Origin of the sequence: Pseudomonas sp. IzPS59, from assembly GCF_014863505.1 — a bacterium.
Classification (GTDB): domain Bacteria; phylum Pseudomonadota; class Gammaproteobacteria; order Pseudomonadales; family Pseudomonadaceae; genus Aquipseudomonas; species Aquipseudomonas kribbensis.
The window spans coordinates 4729022-4744638 of sequence record NZ_CP062251.1; the positions used below are offsets into that span (position 1 = coordinate 4729022).

The 15617-nt window shown below is 59.9% G+C and carries 13 protein-coding genes, 4 tRNA genes and 1 riboswitch; of the genes, 3 read left to right on the forward strand and 14 right to left on the reverse strand.

Annotation, left to right across the window (positions count from 1 at the left end; all coding sequences use genetic code 11):
* Positions 1–377 precede the first annotated feature (377 nt).
* Entirely contained in the window at positions 378–704 is a 327-nt protein-coding gene (locus IF189_RS21200; protein WP_003178899.1) for an Arc family DNA-binding protein, read from the forward strand.
* Positions 705–812: 108 nt separating this feature from the next.
* On the opposite strand, the gene mgtE is transcribed toward IF189_RS21200, so the two are convergent.
* On the reverse strand, positions 813–2255 hold the full coding sequence (gene mgtE, locus IF189_RS21205; protein WP_192552204.1) for a magnesium transporter: 1443 nt from the start codon (positions 2253–2255) through the stop codon (positions 813–815).
* A 319-nt stretch (positions 2256–2574) separates the two neighbouring features.
* Here mgtE and IF189_RS21210 point away from each other — a divergent pair, with 319 nt between their 5' ends.
* Positions 2575–3093 (forward strand): cell envelope protein SmpA, encoded by a 519-nt coding sequence (locus IF189_RS21210; RefSeq protein WP_134827821.1) that lies wholly within the window; start codon positions 2575–2577, stop codon positions 3091–3093.
* A 19-nt stretch (positions 3094–3112) separates the two neighbouring features.
* Here the strand turns inward: IF189_RS21210 and IF189_RS21215 are convergent.
* The 8 genes from IF189_RS21215 to ltaE form a co-directional block, all read right to left on the reverse strand.
* Positions 3113–3189, reverse strand: a tRNA-Arg gene (locus IF189_RS21215).
* A gap of 72 nt (positions 3190–3261) precedes the next feature.
* Positions 3262–3338, reverse strand: a tRNA-Arg gene (locus IF189_RS21220).
* A gap of 78 nt (positions 3339–3416) precedes the next feature.
* Positions 3417–3493, reverse strand: a tRNA-Arg gene (locus IF189_RS21225).
* A 107-nt stretch (positions 3494–3600) separates the two neighbouring features.
* Positions 3601–3691, reverse strand: a tRNA-Ser gene (locus tag IF189_RS21230).
* Between the two features lie 62 nt (positions 3692–3753).
* Positions 3754–3942: a carbon storage regulator CsrA gene (gene csrA / locus IF189_RS21235; RefSeq protein ID WP_002554426.1), complete on the reverse strand. Its 189-nt coding sequence runs from the start codon at positions 3940–3942 to the stop codon at positions 3754–3756.
* A 187-nt stretch (positions 3943–4129) separates the two neighbouring features.
* Entirely contained in the window at positions 4130–5371 is a 1242-nt protein-coding gene (locus IF189_RS21240) for an aspartate kinase (protein ID WP_007951048.1), read from the reverse strand.
* A gap of 90 nt (positions 5372–5461) precedes the next feature.
* Positions 5462–8086 carry an alanine--tRNA ligase gene (gene alaS, locus IF189_RS21245; protein WP_192552205.1) on the reverse strand — a complete coding sequence of 875 codons (2625 nt, stop codon included), beginning with the start codon at positions 8084–8086 and terminating at the stop codon, positions 5462–5464.
* Between the two features lie 146 nt (positions 8087–8232).
* Positions 8233–9237 (reverse strand): low-specificity L-threonine aldolase, encoded by a 1005-nt coding sequence (gene ltaE, locus IF189_RS21250; RefSeq protein ID WP_192552206.1) that lies wholly within the window; start codon positions 9235–9237, stop codon positions 8233–8235.
* Positions 9238–9434: 197 nt separating this feature from the next.
* Positions 9435–9607, forward strand: a riboswitch (FMN riboswitch).
* Positions 9608–9709: 102 nt separating this feature from the next.
* Between ltaE and IF189_RS21255 the strand changes: the two genes are divergently transcribed.
* Entirely contained in the window at positions 9710–10219 is a 510-nt protein-coding gene (locus IF189_RS21255) for a 6,7-dimethyl-8-ribityllumazine synthase (protein WP_039772077.1), read from the forward strand.
* Between the two features lie 45 nt (positions 10220–10264).
* Here the strand turns inward: IF189_RS21255 and astE are convergent, their stop codons facing one another.
* The 5 genes from astE to astA form a co-directional block, all read right to left on the reverse strand.
* Positions 10265–11275, reverse strand: coding sequence for a succinylglutamate desuccinylase (gene astE, locus IF189_RS21260; protein ID WP_192552207.1), 1011 nt, complete (start codon positions 11273–11275; stop codon positions 10265–10267).
* Between the two features lie 12 nt (positions 11276–11287).
* Positions 11288–11578: a topoisomerase II gene (locus IF189_RS21265; RefSeq protein ID WP_134827826.1), complete on the reverse strand. Its 291-nt coding sequence runs from the start codon at positions 11576–11578 to the stop codon at positions 11288–11290.
* 59 nt (positions 11579–11637) lie between these two features.
* Positions 11638–12984: an N-succinylarginine dihydrolase gene (gene astB / locus IF189_RS21270; RefSeq protein ID WP_085709723.1), complete on the reverse strand. Its 1347-nt coding sequence runs from the start codon at positions 12982–12984 to the stop codon at positions 11638–11640.
* Positions 12985–13121: 137 nt separating this feature from the next.
* Positions 13122–14591, reverse strand: a complete 1470-nt coding sequence (astD, locus tag IF189_RS21275; RefSeq protein ID WP_167748777.1) for a succinylglutamate-semialdehyde dehydrogenase — start codon at positions 14589–14591, stop codon at positions 13122–13124.
* Positions 14588–15613, reverse strand: a complete 1026-nt coding sequence (gene astA, locus IF189_RS21280; RefSeq protein WP_027612638.1) for an arginine N-succinyltransferase — start codon at positions 15611–15613, stop codon at positions 14588–14590. Before astA ends, astD begins: the two co-directional genes overlap by 4 nt.
* Between the last annotated feature and the right edge of the window lie 4 nt (positions 15614–15617).

Consider the following 15617-nt stretch of genomic DNA (forward strand, 5'->3'; position numbering starts at 1 on the left):
TCCCAGCAGGTGCACGCCCCTAGTAAATCGGCCATTTGCCACTATCCTGTACAAGGTAAGGAACAACGATTTTAGCCGCATAGCATGCACGGTCTGACGCCTTCGGGCATCCGTTCGTGCGCTTCAGGACGCGGTCAGCGATACGGGCCGGCTCATTCTTTTCAAACCAGTCCGCATTTCTGATAATTGGTGCTGGCATTACGCCTTTACCCAGATCAATATTTGTCACAGAATTGACGCCAATGATCTGGCAATTTTGAGGCATGATGCGAGCCTCTTAACAATTCAGGTTGAACCATTTGGCGCGGATGCTTGTCCTACGACTCATCCTGCGGCCAATCCCGAGAACCGCTCCCCTGAACTAACCGGTTAAATATATGCGCCCATTGAAACAGGCAATTTATTCCAGCCGTACGGCTGACAAGTTCGTCGTACGCCTGCCAGACGGAATGCGTGAACGCATTGCCGAGGTGGCTCGCAATCATCATCGCAGCATGAACTCCGAGATCATTGCGCGCCTTGAGCAGAGTCTTATTCAGGAAGGCGCACTGGGCGAAGAGCTGAGCATGCGCCTCGACAGCCCGGAGCTTTCGCTGCACGAACGCGAGTTACTGCAACGCTTCCGTCAACTCTCCCATCGCCAGCAGAACGCACTGGTTTCTCTGATCGCCCACGACGCCGAAATGGCCGCAGACGCATCCTGAGTCAAATCGAATATCTCAAGCCAGCATGAATGCTGGCTTTTTTTTGCCCGCAATCCGGGATTTCAAGGACGAAAAAAAGCCCGCCAATCGGCGGGCTGTTCGATAAGATCAGAGCAGGAAAATCGTCGCCAATCCCAGGAAGATGAAGAAGCCACCACTATCGGTCATGGCCGTAATCATCACGCTGGCCCCCATTGCCGGGTCACGCCCCATCTTGGCCAACGTCATCGGGATCAACACCCCCATCAACGCCGCCAGCAACAGGTTGAGCGTCATCGCTGCCGTCATCACCACGCCAAGCGACCAACTGCCGTAGAGCATGTAAGCCACTACACCGATCACTCCACCCCAGACCAGGCCGTTGATCAACGCAACGGCGAGCTCCTTACGCATCAGACGCGAAGTATTACCCGTGCTGACCTGATCGAGCGCCATGGCGCGAACGATCATAGTGATCGTCTGGTTGCCGGAGTTACCACCGATACCCGCCACAATCGGCATCAGAGCGGCCAGCGCCACCAGCTTCTCGATCGACCCTTCGAACAGGCCGATCACCCGCGACGCGACGAACGCCGTGATCAGGTTGATCGCCAGCCACGCCCAACGGTTGCGCAGGGATTTCCAGACGGAAGCGAAAATGTCTTCCTCTTCCCGCAGACCCGCCATGTTGAGGACTTCGCTTTCGCTCTCCTCACGAATCAGGTCGACCATTTCGTCGATGGTCAGACGGCCGATCAGCTTGCCGTTCTTGTCGACCACCGGTGCCGAGATCAAGTCGTAACGCTCGAACGCCTGAGCGGCGTCGTAGGCATCTTCGTCCGGGTGGAAACTCACCGGATCGCTGGCCATGACTTCGGAAACCTGTTTCTCCGGATCATTGACCAGCAAACGCTTGATCGGCAGCACGCCCTTGAGCACACCGTCGTAATCGACTACGAACAGCTTGTCGGTATGACCCGGCAGCTCTTTGAGACGGCGCAGGTAACGCAGGACCACTTCGAGGCTGACATCCTCACGGATAGTCACCATCTCGAAGTCCATCAACGCACCGACCTGCTCCTCGTCGTAGGAGAGAGCCGAACGCACGCGCTCGCGTTGCTGCTGATCCAGAGTCTCCATCAGCTCATGGACGACGTCTCGCGGCAGCTCGGAGGCCAAGTCAGCAAGTTCGTCGGCATCCATGTCCTTGGCGGCAGCCAGGAGCTCGTGATCGTCCATGTCGGCGATCAGGGTTTCACGGACGGAATCGGATACTTCAAGAAGAATGTCGCCGTCGCGATCAGCCTTGACCAACTGCCAGAGCGTCAGACGATCGTCCAGCGGCAGGGCTTCAAGAATGTAGGCAACGTCGGCGGAGTGCAGATCATCGAGCTTGCGTTGCAGCTCGACGAGATTTTGTCGGTGGACCAGGTTCTCGACCCGGTCACGATGTGCGCCTTCCTGGCGGTGAGTCAGGTCTTCGACGACCCGTTGGCGCTGCAGCAGCTCAACGACCTGAGCCAGGCGATCCTGCAGGCTTTCCTGTGTTTTCTTTACTTCGATTTCGGACATAGGCGAACTCCACTCCCAGCAGCGGGGCACGCCGGAAGGATCAATCAGTCAATTCATGATTGGTAAAACGGGGTACTGAGTATCTACTGGGTAAGTCCATGGAAGTTTTCCATAAGCCCCGGCGGGGCTGACGGGCGCAATGATACACCGCCTGACGGTTTTAAACGTTAAAAATCTAGGCTGAAACAAGCGCTTGCGAGACAAAGCTGAGCGCTGTCCTGACTCTTCAGACTCCGACGACTCATCCTGAAAAGAAAACACACCGGCGGTGAAAAAACTGCCGACTACGCTTGAAAGGGATCGTCACGGAGGACGCCGAATGCCATCGAAAACATCCCGATTCATGCTGACCGCCCTGCTCTACCTCCCGTCCACAGGGAACACAACGACACTTCACCGCTGCGAAGCTGCTGACGGCAGCCTCACATTCACGACGCTGAGTTGCGCGAACAATGAGCGCCTTTTACTTCAGGAGGTACGCCCCTACTCGCCCGGCTCGACAGTGGCACTGATACCCGAAGCCCGGCACGAAGAAATGTCCGGTATGAATATCAGAAAGCGAGAAATGGCCGTCGTAGGCCGGACACAAGACAAATGCGGAGATCTGATCGACGCACGACAGAAGCGCGAAGCGATCATCAATCAACGAATCATCGCCGGCATGAGCCAACAGGATGTTGAAAGCGCCCTGGGCAAGCCTGACAAGATCAGCATCCGCAATTCGGCAACGACTTATCGTTATGACCTCAAGCGAGGCCGTAGTGCTCAGGTCGATTTTGATGAGAAAGGATGCGTGACAGGAAAACTCAAATCCCGGACAGCAAAAAGCCCGCGTTAAACGCGGGCTTTTTGGTATATGGTGCACTCGACAGGATTCGAACCTGTGACCGCTCGGTTCGTAGCCGAGTACTCTATCCAGCTGAGCTACGAGTGCAATTTGTGTTTTTAGACCAGACCACAACTGGCTGAAGCCAAGTTATTTACATTGCTGCAACTAACTCTTAAATGGTGCACTCGACAGGATTCGAACCTGTGACCGCTCGGTTCGTAGCCGAGTACTCTATCCAGCTGAGCTACGAGTGCATTTGTGTTTGTGTTTGTTAGACCAGATCACACCTGGTTGAAGCCGAGTCATTTACATTGCTGCAACTGACTCTTAAATGGTGCACTCGACAGGATTCGAACCTGTGACCGCTCGGTTCGTAGCCGAGTACTCTATCCAGCTGAGCTACGAGTGCATTTGTTGCGCCGCATTATAGCCCGTCTAATCTCTATTCCAACCACTTTTTCTATTAATTTCAACAACTTACAGAAAAAGCCAGATTACAACGTACTAAGCAAATAATGGCGGAGAACGGGGGATTCGAACCCCCGACACCCTTGTGAGGTGTACTCCCTTAGCAGGGGAGCGCCTTCGGCCACTCGGCCAGCTCTCCGCAACACGGGGCGTATCTTAACCAACCTTTTCCCCGTTTGCAAACATAAAAATCAATAAAAATTAATGACTTGGTTCTTCGTCCTTCTCTTTCTTTATACGCAGGTAGATTTCCTCACGGTGCACGGCGACCTCTTTCGGGGCATTGACGCCGATACGCACTTGATTTCCTTTGACGCCGAGCACGGTCACGGTGATTTCGCCATCACCGATAATCAGGCTTTCTGCGCACCGACGAGTCAGAATCAGCATACCTTTCTCCTCACGCGAATCATTTCAGGGACAACAGTCTGCAAAAAAAAGGCACCCGACCTACAACCGGAGCGATCGTAGCCCTACATGCCTGAGTATTGACCAGCGCGAGCAAAAGAACAGTTCAGGGCTCGCGCCATTCAAAAAATAAAGGGCGCGGTCAGACCGCGCCCTTCATTGACCAGGATTACTCGCCCTGACGGGCTGGAGCATCCAGTTCGAAAGCCGTGTGCAGGGCGCGCACGGCCAGTTCCAGGTATTTCTCTTCGATCACGACGGAAACCTTGATTTCCGAAGTCGAGATCATCTGGATGTTGATGCTTTCCTTCGCCAGGGATTCGAACATGCGGCTGGCCACGCCTGCGTGGGAACGCATGCCGACGCCGACGATCGAGACCTTGGCGATCTTGGTGTCGCCGACGACTTCACGGGCACCGATCTCGCGAGCGGTGTTTTCCAGTACTGTCTGCGCGGACTGGTAGTCGTTGCGGTGCACGGTGAAGGTGAAGTCGGTGGTGTTATCGTGCGCGACGTTCTGCACGATCATGTCGACTTCGATGTTCGCGGCACTGATCGGGCCGAGAATCTTGAACGCCACGCCCGGGGTGTCTGGCACGCCACGGATGGTCAGCTTGGCTTCATCGCGGTTGAAAGCGATGCCGGAAATGATCGGCTGTTCCATGGTTTCCTCTTCATCAATAGTAATGAGGGTGCCCGGACCCTCCTTGAAGCTGTGCAGTACGCGCAGCGGAACGTTGTACTTGCCGGCGAACTCCACGGCACGGATCTGCAGCACCTTGGAACCGAGGCTGGCCATTTCCAGCATCTCTTCGAAGGTGATCTTGTCCAGACGCTGAGCAACCGATACCACACGCGGGTCAGTGGTGTAGACACCATCGACGTCGGTGTAGATCTGGCACTCGTCAGCCTTCAACGCAGCGGCCAGCGCCACGCCGGTAGTGTCGGAACCGCCACGCCCGAGGGTCGTGATGTTGCCGTGCTCGTCGACGCCCTGGAAACCGGCGACCACAACCACACGGCCGGCCTTCAGGTCACCGCGAATCTTCTGGTCATCAATCTGCAAGATACGCGCTTTATTGTGCGCACTGTCCGTCAGGATCCGCACCTGGTTACCGGTGTACGACACCGCCGGCACACCGCGCTTGATCAGTGCCATGGCCAACAGGGCGATCGTCACCTGCTCACCCGTGGAAACGATCACGTCCAGTTCACGTGGAACCGGCTGATCTTCGCCACTGATTTGCTTGGCCAGATCGATCAGACGGTTGGTTTCGCCGCTCATTGCAGACAGCACAACCACCAGGTCATCGCCGGCATCGCGGAATTTCTTAACCTTGTCGGCGACCTGCTCGATTCTCTCGACAGTGCCGACCGAGGTGCCTCCAAATTTCTGTACGATCAAAGCCATTTCAAAGCCGCCTCTGCCCATGAAGGGCGCCCAATAATCACTCGAACAGCCGCCGGGCCCGCCACTAGACTGCGGGCCCGACAGACCGTCTTATAAACCCTGCTCGACGAATGGAACGGTCAGCGCCAGTGCGCTATCCAGTGCGCCGGCGTCGACACCGCCGCCCTGCGCCATGTCCGGACGACCACCGCCCTTCCCGCCCACTGCCGCAGCAGCCTGTTTCATCAAATCACCGGCTTTGAGTTGGCCAGTCAGGTCCTTGGTCACGCCTGCAACCAGTACGACCTTTTCCTCATGGACACTGCCGAGCAGGATCACTGCGCGGCCGAGTTTGTTTTTCAGCTGATCGACCAGCGCCAGCAGCCCCTTGCCGTCCTGACCATCCAGACGCACGGCCAGAACCTTCACGCCTTTGACGTCCACAGCCGAAGCCGACAGATCGTCGCCGGCGGCAGCAGCGGCCTTGGCCTGCAACTGCTCGAGCTGCTTCTCCAGCGCGCGGTTGCGCTCCAGTACGGCCGACAGCTTGTCGATCAGGTTTTCGCGGCTGCCCTTGACCAGGCTGGCCGCTTCCTTGAGTTGTTCTTCAGCAGCGTTCAAGTAAGCCAGCGCCGCAGCGCCGGTGACCGCTTCGATACGACGCACACCCGATGCCACACCGCCTTCGCTGATGATTTTCAGCAGGCCGATGTCGCCGGTACGGTTGGCGTGGATACCGCCACACAGCTCGACGGAGAAATCGCCACCCATGCTCAGCACGCGCACGTTGTCGCCGTACTTCTCGCCGAACAGCGCCATGGCGCCTTTCTGCTTGGCGGTTTCAATGTCGGTTTCTTCGGTTTCAACGGCAGAGTTCTTGCGGATCTCGGCGTTGACGATGTCTTCCAGCGCCTTGATCTGCTCCGGCTTGATCGCTTCAAAGTGGCTGAAGTCGAAGCGCAGGCGCTGACTGTCGACCAGCGAGCCTTTCTGTTGAACGTGATCGCCCAGCACTTTGCGCAGTGCAGCGTGCAGCAAGTGCGTGGCCGAGTGGTTCAGCGAAGTGGCGTGACGCACGTCGGCTTCAACGTGGGTTTCCACCGGTGCGCCAACAATCAGGCTGCCCGAAGCCAGCACACCGTGGTGCAGGAATGCGCCGCCGGTCTTGGTGGTGTCGCGCACGTCGAAACGGCTGTTGCCGGCCTGCAGGTAACCGCAATCGCCAACCTGGCCGCCGGATTCGGCGTAGAACGGGGTCTGGTTCAGCACCACAACGCCTTCCTGCCCTTCACTCAAGACGTCCACGGACTGGCCATCTTTATAGAGAGCAACGACTTTCGCCGAACCGCTGGTGGCGTGGTAGCCGGTGAATTCGGTATCGACATCAACCTTGACCAGGCTGTTGTAGTCCAGGCCGAAGGAGCTGGCGGAACGTGCACGGACGCGCTGGGCTTCCATTTCACGCTCGAAACCGGCTTCGTCGATGGTCAGGCTGCGCTCGCGGGCGATGTCCGCGGTCAGGTCCATCGGGAAACCGTAGGTGTCGTAGAGCTTGAACACTACATCGCCCGGAACCACGTCGCCCTTGAGCTCGGCCAGATCCTGCTCGAGGATTTTCAGGCCCTGCTCCAGGGTCTTGGCGAATTGCTCTTCTTCGGCTTTCAGTACGCGCTCGATGTGCGCCTGCTGGGATTTCAGCTCCGGGAATGCTTCACCCATCTCGGCCACGAGAGCGGCAACGATCTGGTAGAAGAAGCTGCCCTTGGCGCCCAGCTTGTTACCGTGACGGCAGGCGCGACGAATGATCCGGCGCAGCACGTAGCCACGGCCTTCGTTGGACGGCAGCACGCCGTCGGCAATCAGGAAGCCGCAGGAACGGATGTGGTCAGCCACGACTTTCAGGGACGCCTGGTTATCGTTGCTGCAACCAATGGCCTTGGCCGAAGCGGCCAACAGGCTCTGGAACAGGTCGATTTCATAGTTCGAGTGAACGTGCTGCAGCACGGCACTGATCCGCTCCAGGCCCATGCCGGTGTCCACCGACGGCGCTGGCAGCGGGTGCAACACGCCATCGGCGGTGCGGTTGAACTGCATGAACACGTTGTTCCAGATTTCGATGTAACGGTCGCCGTCCTCTTCCGGCGAGCCCGGTGGCCCACCCCAGATGTCGGCGCCGTGATCGTAGAAAATCTCGGTGCAAGGACCGCACGGGCCGGTATCGCCCATGGTCCAGAAGTTGTCGGAGGCGTATGGCGCGCCCTTGTTGTCGCCGATACGCACCATGCGCTCGGCCGGCACACCGACTTCCTTGGTCCAGATGTCGTAAGCCTCGTCATCGCTGGCGTAGACGGTGACCCACAGCTTTTCCTTCGGCAGGTTCAGCCACTTCTCGGAGGTCAGGAAGTTCCAGGCGTAGGTGATGGCATCACGCTTGAAGTAATCGCCGAAGCTGAAGTTACCCAGCATTTCGAAGAAGGTGTGGTGACGGGCGGTGTAACCGACGTTTTCCAGGTCGTTGTGCTTGCCGCCGGCGCGCACGCATTTCTGGCTGGAGACGGCGCGGGTGTACGCGCGCTTTTCCTGGCCCAGGAAGCAGTCCTTGAACTGGTTCATCCCCGCGTTGGTGAACAGCAGGGTTGGGTCGTTGCCCGGAATCAAAGAGCTGGAGGCTACACGGGTGTGGCCTTGCTCTTCGAAGAAGCGAAGGAAGGCTTCACGGATTTCTGCGCTTTTCATTAGGTTCTTCCACGGAGGCTGCGGCCAAAGGCCTGTACGAAACGTCAACAGACGAAACGACGGCAAAGGGCCGCATTATATCGGCCCTGCGCGCGGGGTACAGCGTGTTTATACGATAGAAACGGTCAATTGAGGGGCTAACGCTGTCACTTGCGCGAAAACTCGACGAATGTCGCGATCACTTGCTCGATTTGCGAGCGATTGACGTCCATGTGCGTGACCATCCGCAGACGGGCGGCAGCGCTCAGTTTGATCCCGCGCTCGGCGGCAAATGCCTTGATCGCTTCGGCACGGTCACCCATCTGCACGTAAACCATGTTGGTCTGCACCGGTTCGACGGTGAAACCGGCCTCGCGCAGGCCTTCGGCCAGGAATTGCGCGTTGGCATGGTCATCCGCCAGACGCTCGACGTTGTGATCCAGCGCATACAAACCTGCCGCCGCCAGCAGACCGGCCTGACGCATGCCACCGCCGACCATTTTGCGCAGGCGCCGCGCTTTGCCGATCAACTCGGCCGAACCGCAAAGCACCGACCCCACCGGCGCGCCGAGGCCTTTGGACAGACACACCGAGACCGAATCAAAATGTTGCGTGATCTCACGGGCATCAACGCCGAGCTTGACCGCCGCGTTGTATAGCCGCGCACCGTCCAGATGCAGCTGCAGGCCATTGTCTCGAGTGAACTGACGCGCCCGAGCCAGATATTCCATCGGCAACACCTTGCCCTGCATGGTGTTTTCCAGTGCCAGCAGGCGGGTCCGGGCGAAGTGGAAGTCGTCAGGCTTGATCGCCGCTGCCACCTGATCCAGGTCCAGCGAACCATCGGCCTGCACTTCCAGCGGCTGCGGCTGAATCGAGCCGAGCACTGCTGCGCCGCCACCCTCGTACTTATAGGTGTGCGCCTGTTGGCCGACGATGTACTCGTCCCCGCGTTCGCAGTGCGCCATCAAACCCAGCAGGTTGCTCATGGTGCCAGTCGGGACGAATAGCGCCGCAGCAAAACCCAGCCGTTTTGCCAGTTCGGCTTCCAGACGATTGACCGTCGGATCTTCGCCATACACATCATCACCAGTGGCCGCCGCGGTCATCGCGTCGAGCATGGCGGGAGTCGGTTGGGTGACGGTGTCGCTGCGAAGATCGATAACGCTCATGAACCTGGCCTCTGGTCAGCAGGGGAAATCCCTTTTCGTAGAGGAATTACTGCGGGCATGGCGCGGATTAATCAACCCTCGCGCAAGGAAAAGTCGTTTCCACGCTTCGAAAAATCCGATGGCAATCATCACAAAGGCGCAATGCACAGCCCGCCGATCTGTGTTAAAAACGCTGCGCCGCCCGATAAAGGGCGGCGAAACGTTCTCAGGGCGGGGTGCAATTCCCCACCGGCGGTAATTGCGCGCAATGCGCATAGCCCGCGAGCGCTTGGTGACGGACACGGCAGAAAACCGTGAACGGCGGCAAGGTCAGCAGACCCGGTGTGATTCCGGGGCCGACGGTCACAGTCCGGATGAAGAGAGAACGGGATTGACGCCAAAGGGCCGTCCGCCGTGTTCGCGCGAGCGTGCGTACCCTTGAATCCCTTTCGATTCATAACGCCCTGTTTTTCACACAAACAGGAGTCAGAACATGCAACCCACCGCTATCGACAGCAAAAGCAAACACCCTCACGGCGAGCGCGTCGCGTTCATCCAGGCCTGCTGGCACAAGGAAATCGTCGATCAGAGCCGTAAAGGCTTCCTCGCCGAAATGATCGCTCAGGGTTATCAGGAATCGGACATCGATTTCTTCGAAGTCGGCGGCGCCTTTGAAATGCCCCTGCACGCCAAGCTGCTGGCCAAGACCGGTCGCTATGCCGGTATCGTTGCCGCCGCCCTGGTGGTGGACGGCGGGATCTACCGTCACGAATTCGTTGCCCAGTCGGTCGTCAGCGGCCTGATGCAGGTTCAGCTGGAAACTGAAGTGCCGGTGTTCTCGGTTTCGCTGACCCCGCACCACTTCCACGCCGGCGAAGAACACCAGAAGTTCTTCTTCGAGCATTTCGTGCACAAGGGTCAGGAAGCGGCGAAGACTTGCGCGGATACGCTGCAGAAAGTGCGTGCATTGCGCCGCACCGAGCCGCGAGCTGTAGCGGTCTGATGCAATAACGATCGCCCCCATGCACCGCGTGGGGGCGATTCAGTTTCAGGCGAGATTTTCGTCAGTGGTCGGCACGATCAAAATGCCCGCCCGCAGGCCGTTCTTGACCTTGGGATTGGGGAAGATGATCCGCGCGCCCTGCTCTTCGATGATCCAGCGGGTATTGGCCAGGTCTTCGGCCAGCACATAACCCACATCCAGCTCCGAAAAGTTTTCGATGTCCGCCGGCAGGTTCAGGCGGAACGAGTCGCTGTGCTTGATGATTTCCCGCGCCACGCTGAACAGTTGCAGACCGTCCAGGCCCTGCTCGGCCTTCTCCGGCTCGGTGCCTTCGATGATCTGCTTCAGACGGGTTTCCAGCAGCGACACATTGACCCCGGCGTTCTGCCCAAATGGCCGTGCCTTGCCCAGCTCCAGCGTAAAGGACTCGGCGCCGAGCTTGTCGTAGGTGTAGGAACTGAAGACGATCGACGGTTTGTTCTGCAACAGCACCGCTTCCATGCCGGCGGCGCGCAGGCGGGCCAGTTCAAGACGGGAATGCTGGCGCCCTTCCTTCCACGGATACAACGCGAACTGCTCGATCTTCGAACCGCGAATAGCAGTGTGCAGGTCATAGTGCAGGCGCTGACGATCCGGCACGCTGAAGAAGCTCGCGGCCAGGCGTTCCAGCTCGCAGGCGCGCAGGGCTTCGGAGCCGCTGCTTTGCTCGTGACGGCCGTTGAACAGCCGATTGACGTCCTGCTCGATAAAACGCTCGCCCTTGCGAATCGCTTCCGGGTTGCCGAACAGGAACAGAATGCGTGCGCGCGGCTTCAAGTCGCCGCGGGCGATGTCATGCAGCAACCGGTCGAGCAATTCGATCGGTGCCGTTTCGTTGCCGTGGATGCCTGCCGACAGCAGCAGGTCCAGGCCATTGTCGCGCGCTTCGGGTGGCCGGACTTCCAGCGCACCCTCGCTCAGCCAGCGCATGCGCACGCCTTCGACAGTCAGTTGAGTCTTCTCCGCCGGTTCGCGGCCGGCGAGGGTCAGTTCAAGCAGTTTGCCGAGGGCGAGCATAGAGCGGTTTCCTTAGTGGTCGTGGTTGCAATCCGGGCCGTGCACGTGACCGTCATCGTCGCCGAGGTCAGCCGGTTCCATCTCCAGTTGCAGACTTACCAGATTAGTCGCCAATGGGCGCAGCAACAGGTTGGCGTACTCTTCGTCGCCTTCTTCGACGTCCACGCCGATCAGCAGCTGGCCGCGGCCGTCCTGCTGGATCCACAGCTCTTTGCCTTGCCACATGACCGCGACGCGGGTGCAGGACGTTTCCAGTTGCTTGCCGTCGGTGTCTTCAAGGATCAGCTGCAGGGAATCGCTCATGTTTTACGCTCTCTTGGGGAGATGGAACCGTGCGCCGCGACGAAGCGGCGCACCGGTCATCAATTGATCTGGAATGGATAAACCGCGCCCAGTTTAAGGATTTGCGTCAGTTCATCCAGTGCCGTCCGGCATTCAAGCAGCAATTGCGGGTCCGCCAGATCGCTTTCGCTCAGGCGGTCGCGGTAGTGCTTTTCAACCCATGCGGTCAACGAACCGTACAACGGGGCGGTCATGATAACCCCTGGGTTGACGGCCGCCAGCTCGGTTTCGTTGAGCGCGACGCGCAGACGCAAGCACGCCGGGCCACCGCCGTTCTGCATGCTCTGCTTGAGGTCGAAGACTTTCACCTCACGGATCAGGCCGCCGGAGCTGGTCAGGCCTTGCAGGTAATTCCACACGCGCTCGTTGCCACGGCACTCTTCCGGCACGATCAGCAGCATCGAGCCATCAGGACGCGACAACAACTGGCTGTTGAACAGGTAGGAACGCACCGCGTCATCCACGGTAACCGCCGAACGCGGCACGCAGACCGACTGGAACTTGCCGCCGACCTTGGCCAGTTTGGCTTGCAGTTCTGCCAGCATGTTCTCAGTGTCGAGGAACGCGTCCTCGTGATAGAACAGCACCTCGCCGTTGCCCACTGCGATCACATCGTTGTGGAAAACGCCCTGATCGATCACCGCCGGGTTCTGCTGCGCGTAGACCACGCCGTCATCACGCAGACCGTGCAAACGGGCGACTGCTTGCGAGGCTTCGAGGGTCTGGCGCGCCGGGTACTTTTGCGGCGCCGGGTAACGGGTGTCGAACGCACTGCGACCGAACACGAAGAACTCGACGCCGGCCTCGCCGTACTCACGGCAGAAACGTGTGTGGTTCGCTGCGCCTTCGTCGCCGAACTGCGCGACTGCCGGCAATGCGGCGTGGTGAGCGAAGTGCTGCTGGTCGGCGAACATTGCACCCAGCACGCGGCTGGTGGTCGGGTGCTCGATGCTGCGGTGGTATTTGCAGTTCAGGTTGGCGGCGGTGAAGTGCACGCGACCGTCAGCGGTGTCGGCACTCGGGCTGACCGTGGCGGCGTTGGCCACCCACATGCTCGACGCCGAGCAACTGGCGACCAGCAGCGGCATCGCGTCTTTCGCGGCGCGCTCGATCACCTGGGCGTCGGTGCCGCTGAAACCCAGACGGCGCAGAGCCGCCACGTCCGGACGCTCCTGTGGTGCGAGAACGCCCTGCTGAAAGCCCATTTCCATCAGCGCTTTCATTTTCGCCAGGCCTTGCAGCGCCGCTTCCTTCGGGTTCGAGGACTGCTGGCTGTTGCTCTGGGACGCAACGTTGCCGTAGGACAGACCACCGTAGTTATGGGTCGGCCCCACTAGACCGTCAAAATTGACTTCAAAGGATTTCATCAGCGAGGCTCCACGAGAATCTGTTGTTATAGGCTTCAGTAACTATTCAGTAAGACCGCCGCGCGGCCATCGCTGGCAAGCCAGCTCCCACAGGGAACTCATCGTCCTTGTGAGAGGTGGCTTGCCAGCGATGGGCATCACGCCATCTTCACGCCTGGTGTCAGGGCTGCCGGCAATACCAGGCTCGGGGTTTCCAGCGAGGCCACCGGGTACGCGCAGTAATCCGCCGCGTAGTAGGCGCTGGCGCGGTGGTTGCCCGAAGCGCCCACACCGCCGAACGGCGCGCTGCTCGCAGCACCGGTCAGTTGCTTGTTCCAGTTGACGATACCCGCGCGGCTTTCCAGCCAGAACTGCTGATAGCGCTCTTCGGAATCCGACAGCAAGCCGGCGGCCAGGCCAAACGCGGTGTCGTTGGCTTCGGCAATCGCCGCCGCGAAATCGGCGTAGCGGATCACTTGCAGCAACGGGCCGAACAGTTCTTCGTCGGAGCGATCGGCAACCGCCGTCACATCAACGATGCCCGGGGTCAGCAGCGCCGACCGGGCCTGTGGCTGAGTCATGGCCAGCAGCGACACTGCGCCATTGGCCAGCAGATGCGCCTGGGCATCCATCAACGCTTTCGCCGCGCCGAGGGAAACCACCGAGCCCATGAATGGCGCCGGCTGCTGATCGAACGCGCCGACCTCGATGGTCGAGCTGACTTCCACCAGACGCTTGAGCAGGCTGTCGCCCCACGCGCCTTGCGGCACCAGCAGACGACGGGCGCAGGTGCAACGCTGACCGGCAGATATGAACGCCGATTGAATGATCGTGTACACCGCCGCATCAAGATCAGCGACCTGATCGACCACCAGCGGATTGTTGCCGCCCATTTCCAGCGCGAGGATCTTGTCCGGACGACCGGCGAACTGCTGGTGCAGGTGATTGCCTGTACGGCTGGAACCGGTGAAGAACAGACCGTCGATGCCCGGGTTCGCCGCCAGGGCAATCCCGGTTTCGCGGGCGCCTTGCAGCAGGTTCAGCACACCGGCCGGCAGACCGGCTTCGATCCAGCACTTGACCGTCAGCTCGGCGACTTTCGGGGTCAGTTCGCTCGGTTTGAACAACACGCTGTTGCCGGCCAGCAGCGCCGGCACGATATGACCGTTCGGCAAATGGCCGGGGAAGTTGTAAGGGCCGAACACCGCCACCACACCGTGGGGCTTGTGGCGCAACACGGCGGTGGCGTCGCCCAGCGGGCCGCTCTTCTCGCCGGTACGTTCGCGGTAGCTCTGCACCGAGATCGCGATCTTGTTGACCATGCTGGTGACTTCGGTCGCGGCTTCCCACAGCGGCTTGCCGGTTTCCTCACCGATGGTGCGGGCCAGTTCATCGGCGTGTTTTTTCAGCGCGGCGGCGAACGCTTCGAGCACGCTGATGCGGTCTTCGAGCGTGCGACGGGCCCAGCCCGGGAACGCCTGACGCGCAGCCTGCACGGCCGACTCGACCTGAGCGGCGGTGGCCCCCTCCCCCGACCACAGCACTTGCTGGGTCACCGGGTTCAGCGATTGAAAGGCCTCGCCCTGACCGGCCAGCCACTCACCTGCGATGTATAGCGAATTCATTATTTCGACTCCCGGGCAGCGGACAACGCCACGGCGCGAACCTGATCGCCAGCGTTGAGTTGAAGACGTTTGGCGGTCAGCGGATCGACCACCAGCGTACCGGCGGCCAGACGGGCCGGCGCAGCCGTGATGCGGCAGTCTTCGCGTTTGCGGTTATGGATGATGAACGGCGTGGCGTCGTCGCCCGGCGTGCCGATGGCCAGCACCAGCGCCTCGCTGTCACGCACCGCGCGGATCTTGCTGGTCTCGCATTCGATGGCTGGACCGGCGTCGAAGATGTCCACGTAACCCTGGTAGCTGAAGCCTTCGCTCTTGAGCATCGCCAGCGCCGGCTCGGTGTCCGGATGCACCTGGCCGATGACGTTGCGCGCGTCCGGCGACAGGAAGCAGGTGTACAGCGGGAATTTCGGCATCAGTTCGGCGATGAACGCCTTGTTGCCGACGCCGGTCAGGTAATCGGCCTGGCTGAATTCCATCTTGAAGAAATGACGGCCCAGGCTTTCCCAGAACGGCGAACGGCCGGCTTCATCGGATACACCGCGCATCTCGGCAATGATCTTGTTGCCGAACAACTCAGGGAATTCGGCGATGAACAGCATCCGCGCCTTGGACAGCATGCGACCGTTGAGGCCCGTGCGGTAATCAGCGTGCAGGAACAGCGAGCACAGCTCGGAGTTGCCGGTCAGGTCGTTGGCCAGGAACAGCGTCGGGATCTCGCGATAGATGTTCAGCTCCTGCGAGGCGCTGACGGTCAGGCCGACACGGAAGTTGTACCACGGCTCACGCAGGCCGACGGCGCCGGCGATGGCGGAAATCCCCACCACGCGACCGTTATCGTCTTCGAGCACGAACAGGTAGTCCGCGTCGCCACGGCCGGCTTCACCGCGAAAGGTCTTCTCGGCCCAGCCGACCCGGTGGGTCAGGCGCTCTTCGTTGGCCGGCAAAGTGGTCAGGCCGGTGCCGGTGCTGCGGGCCAGGTCGATCAGAGCGGACAAATCGCTGCTGCGTACGGGGCGAACAATCATGCTA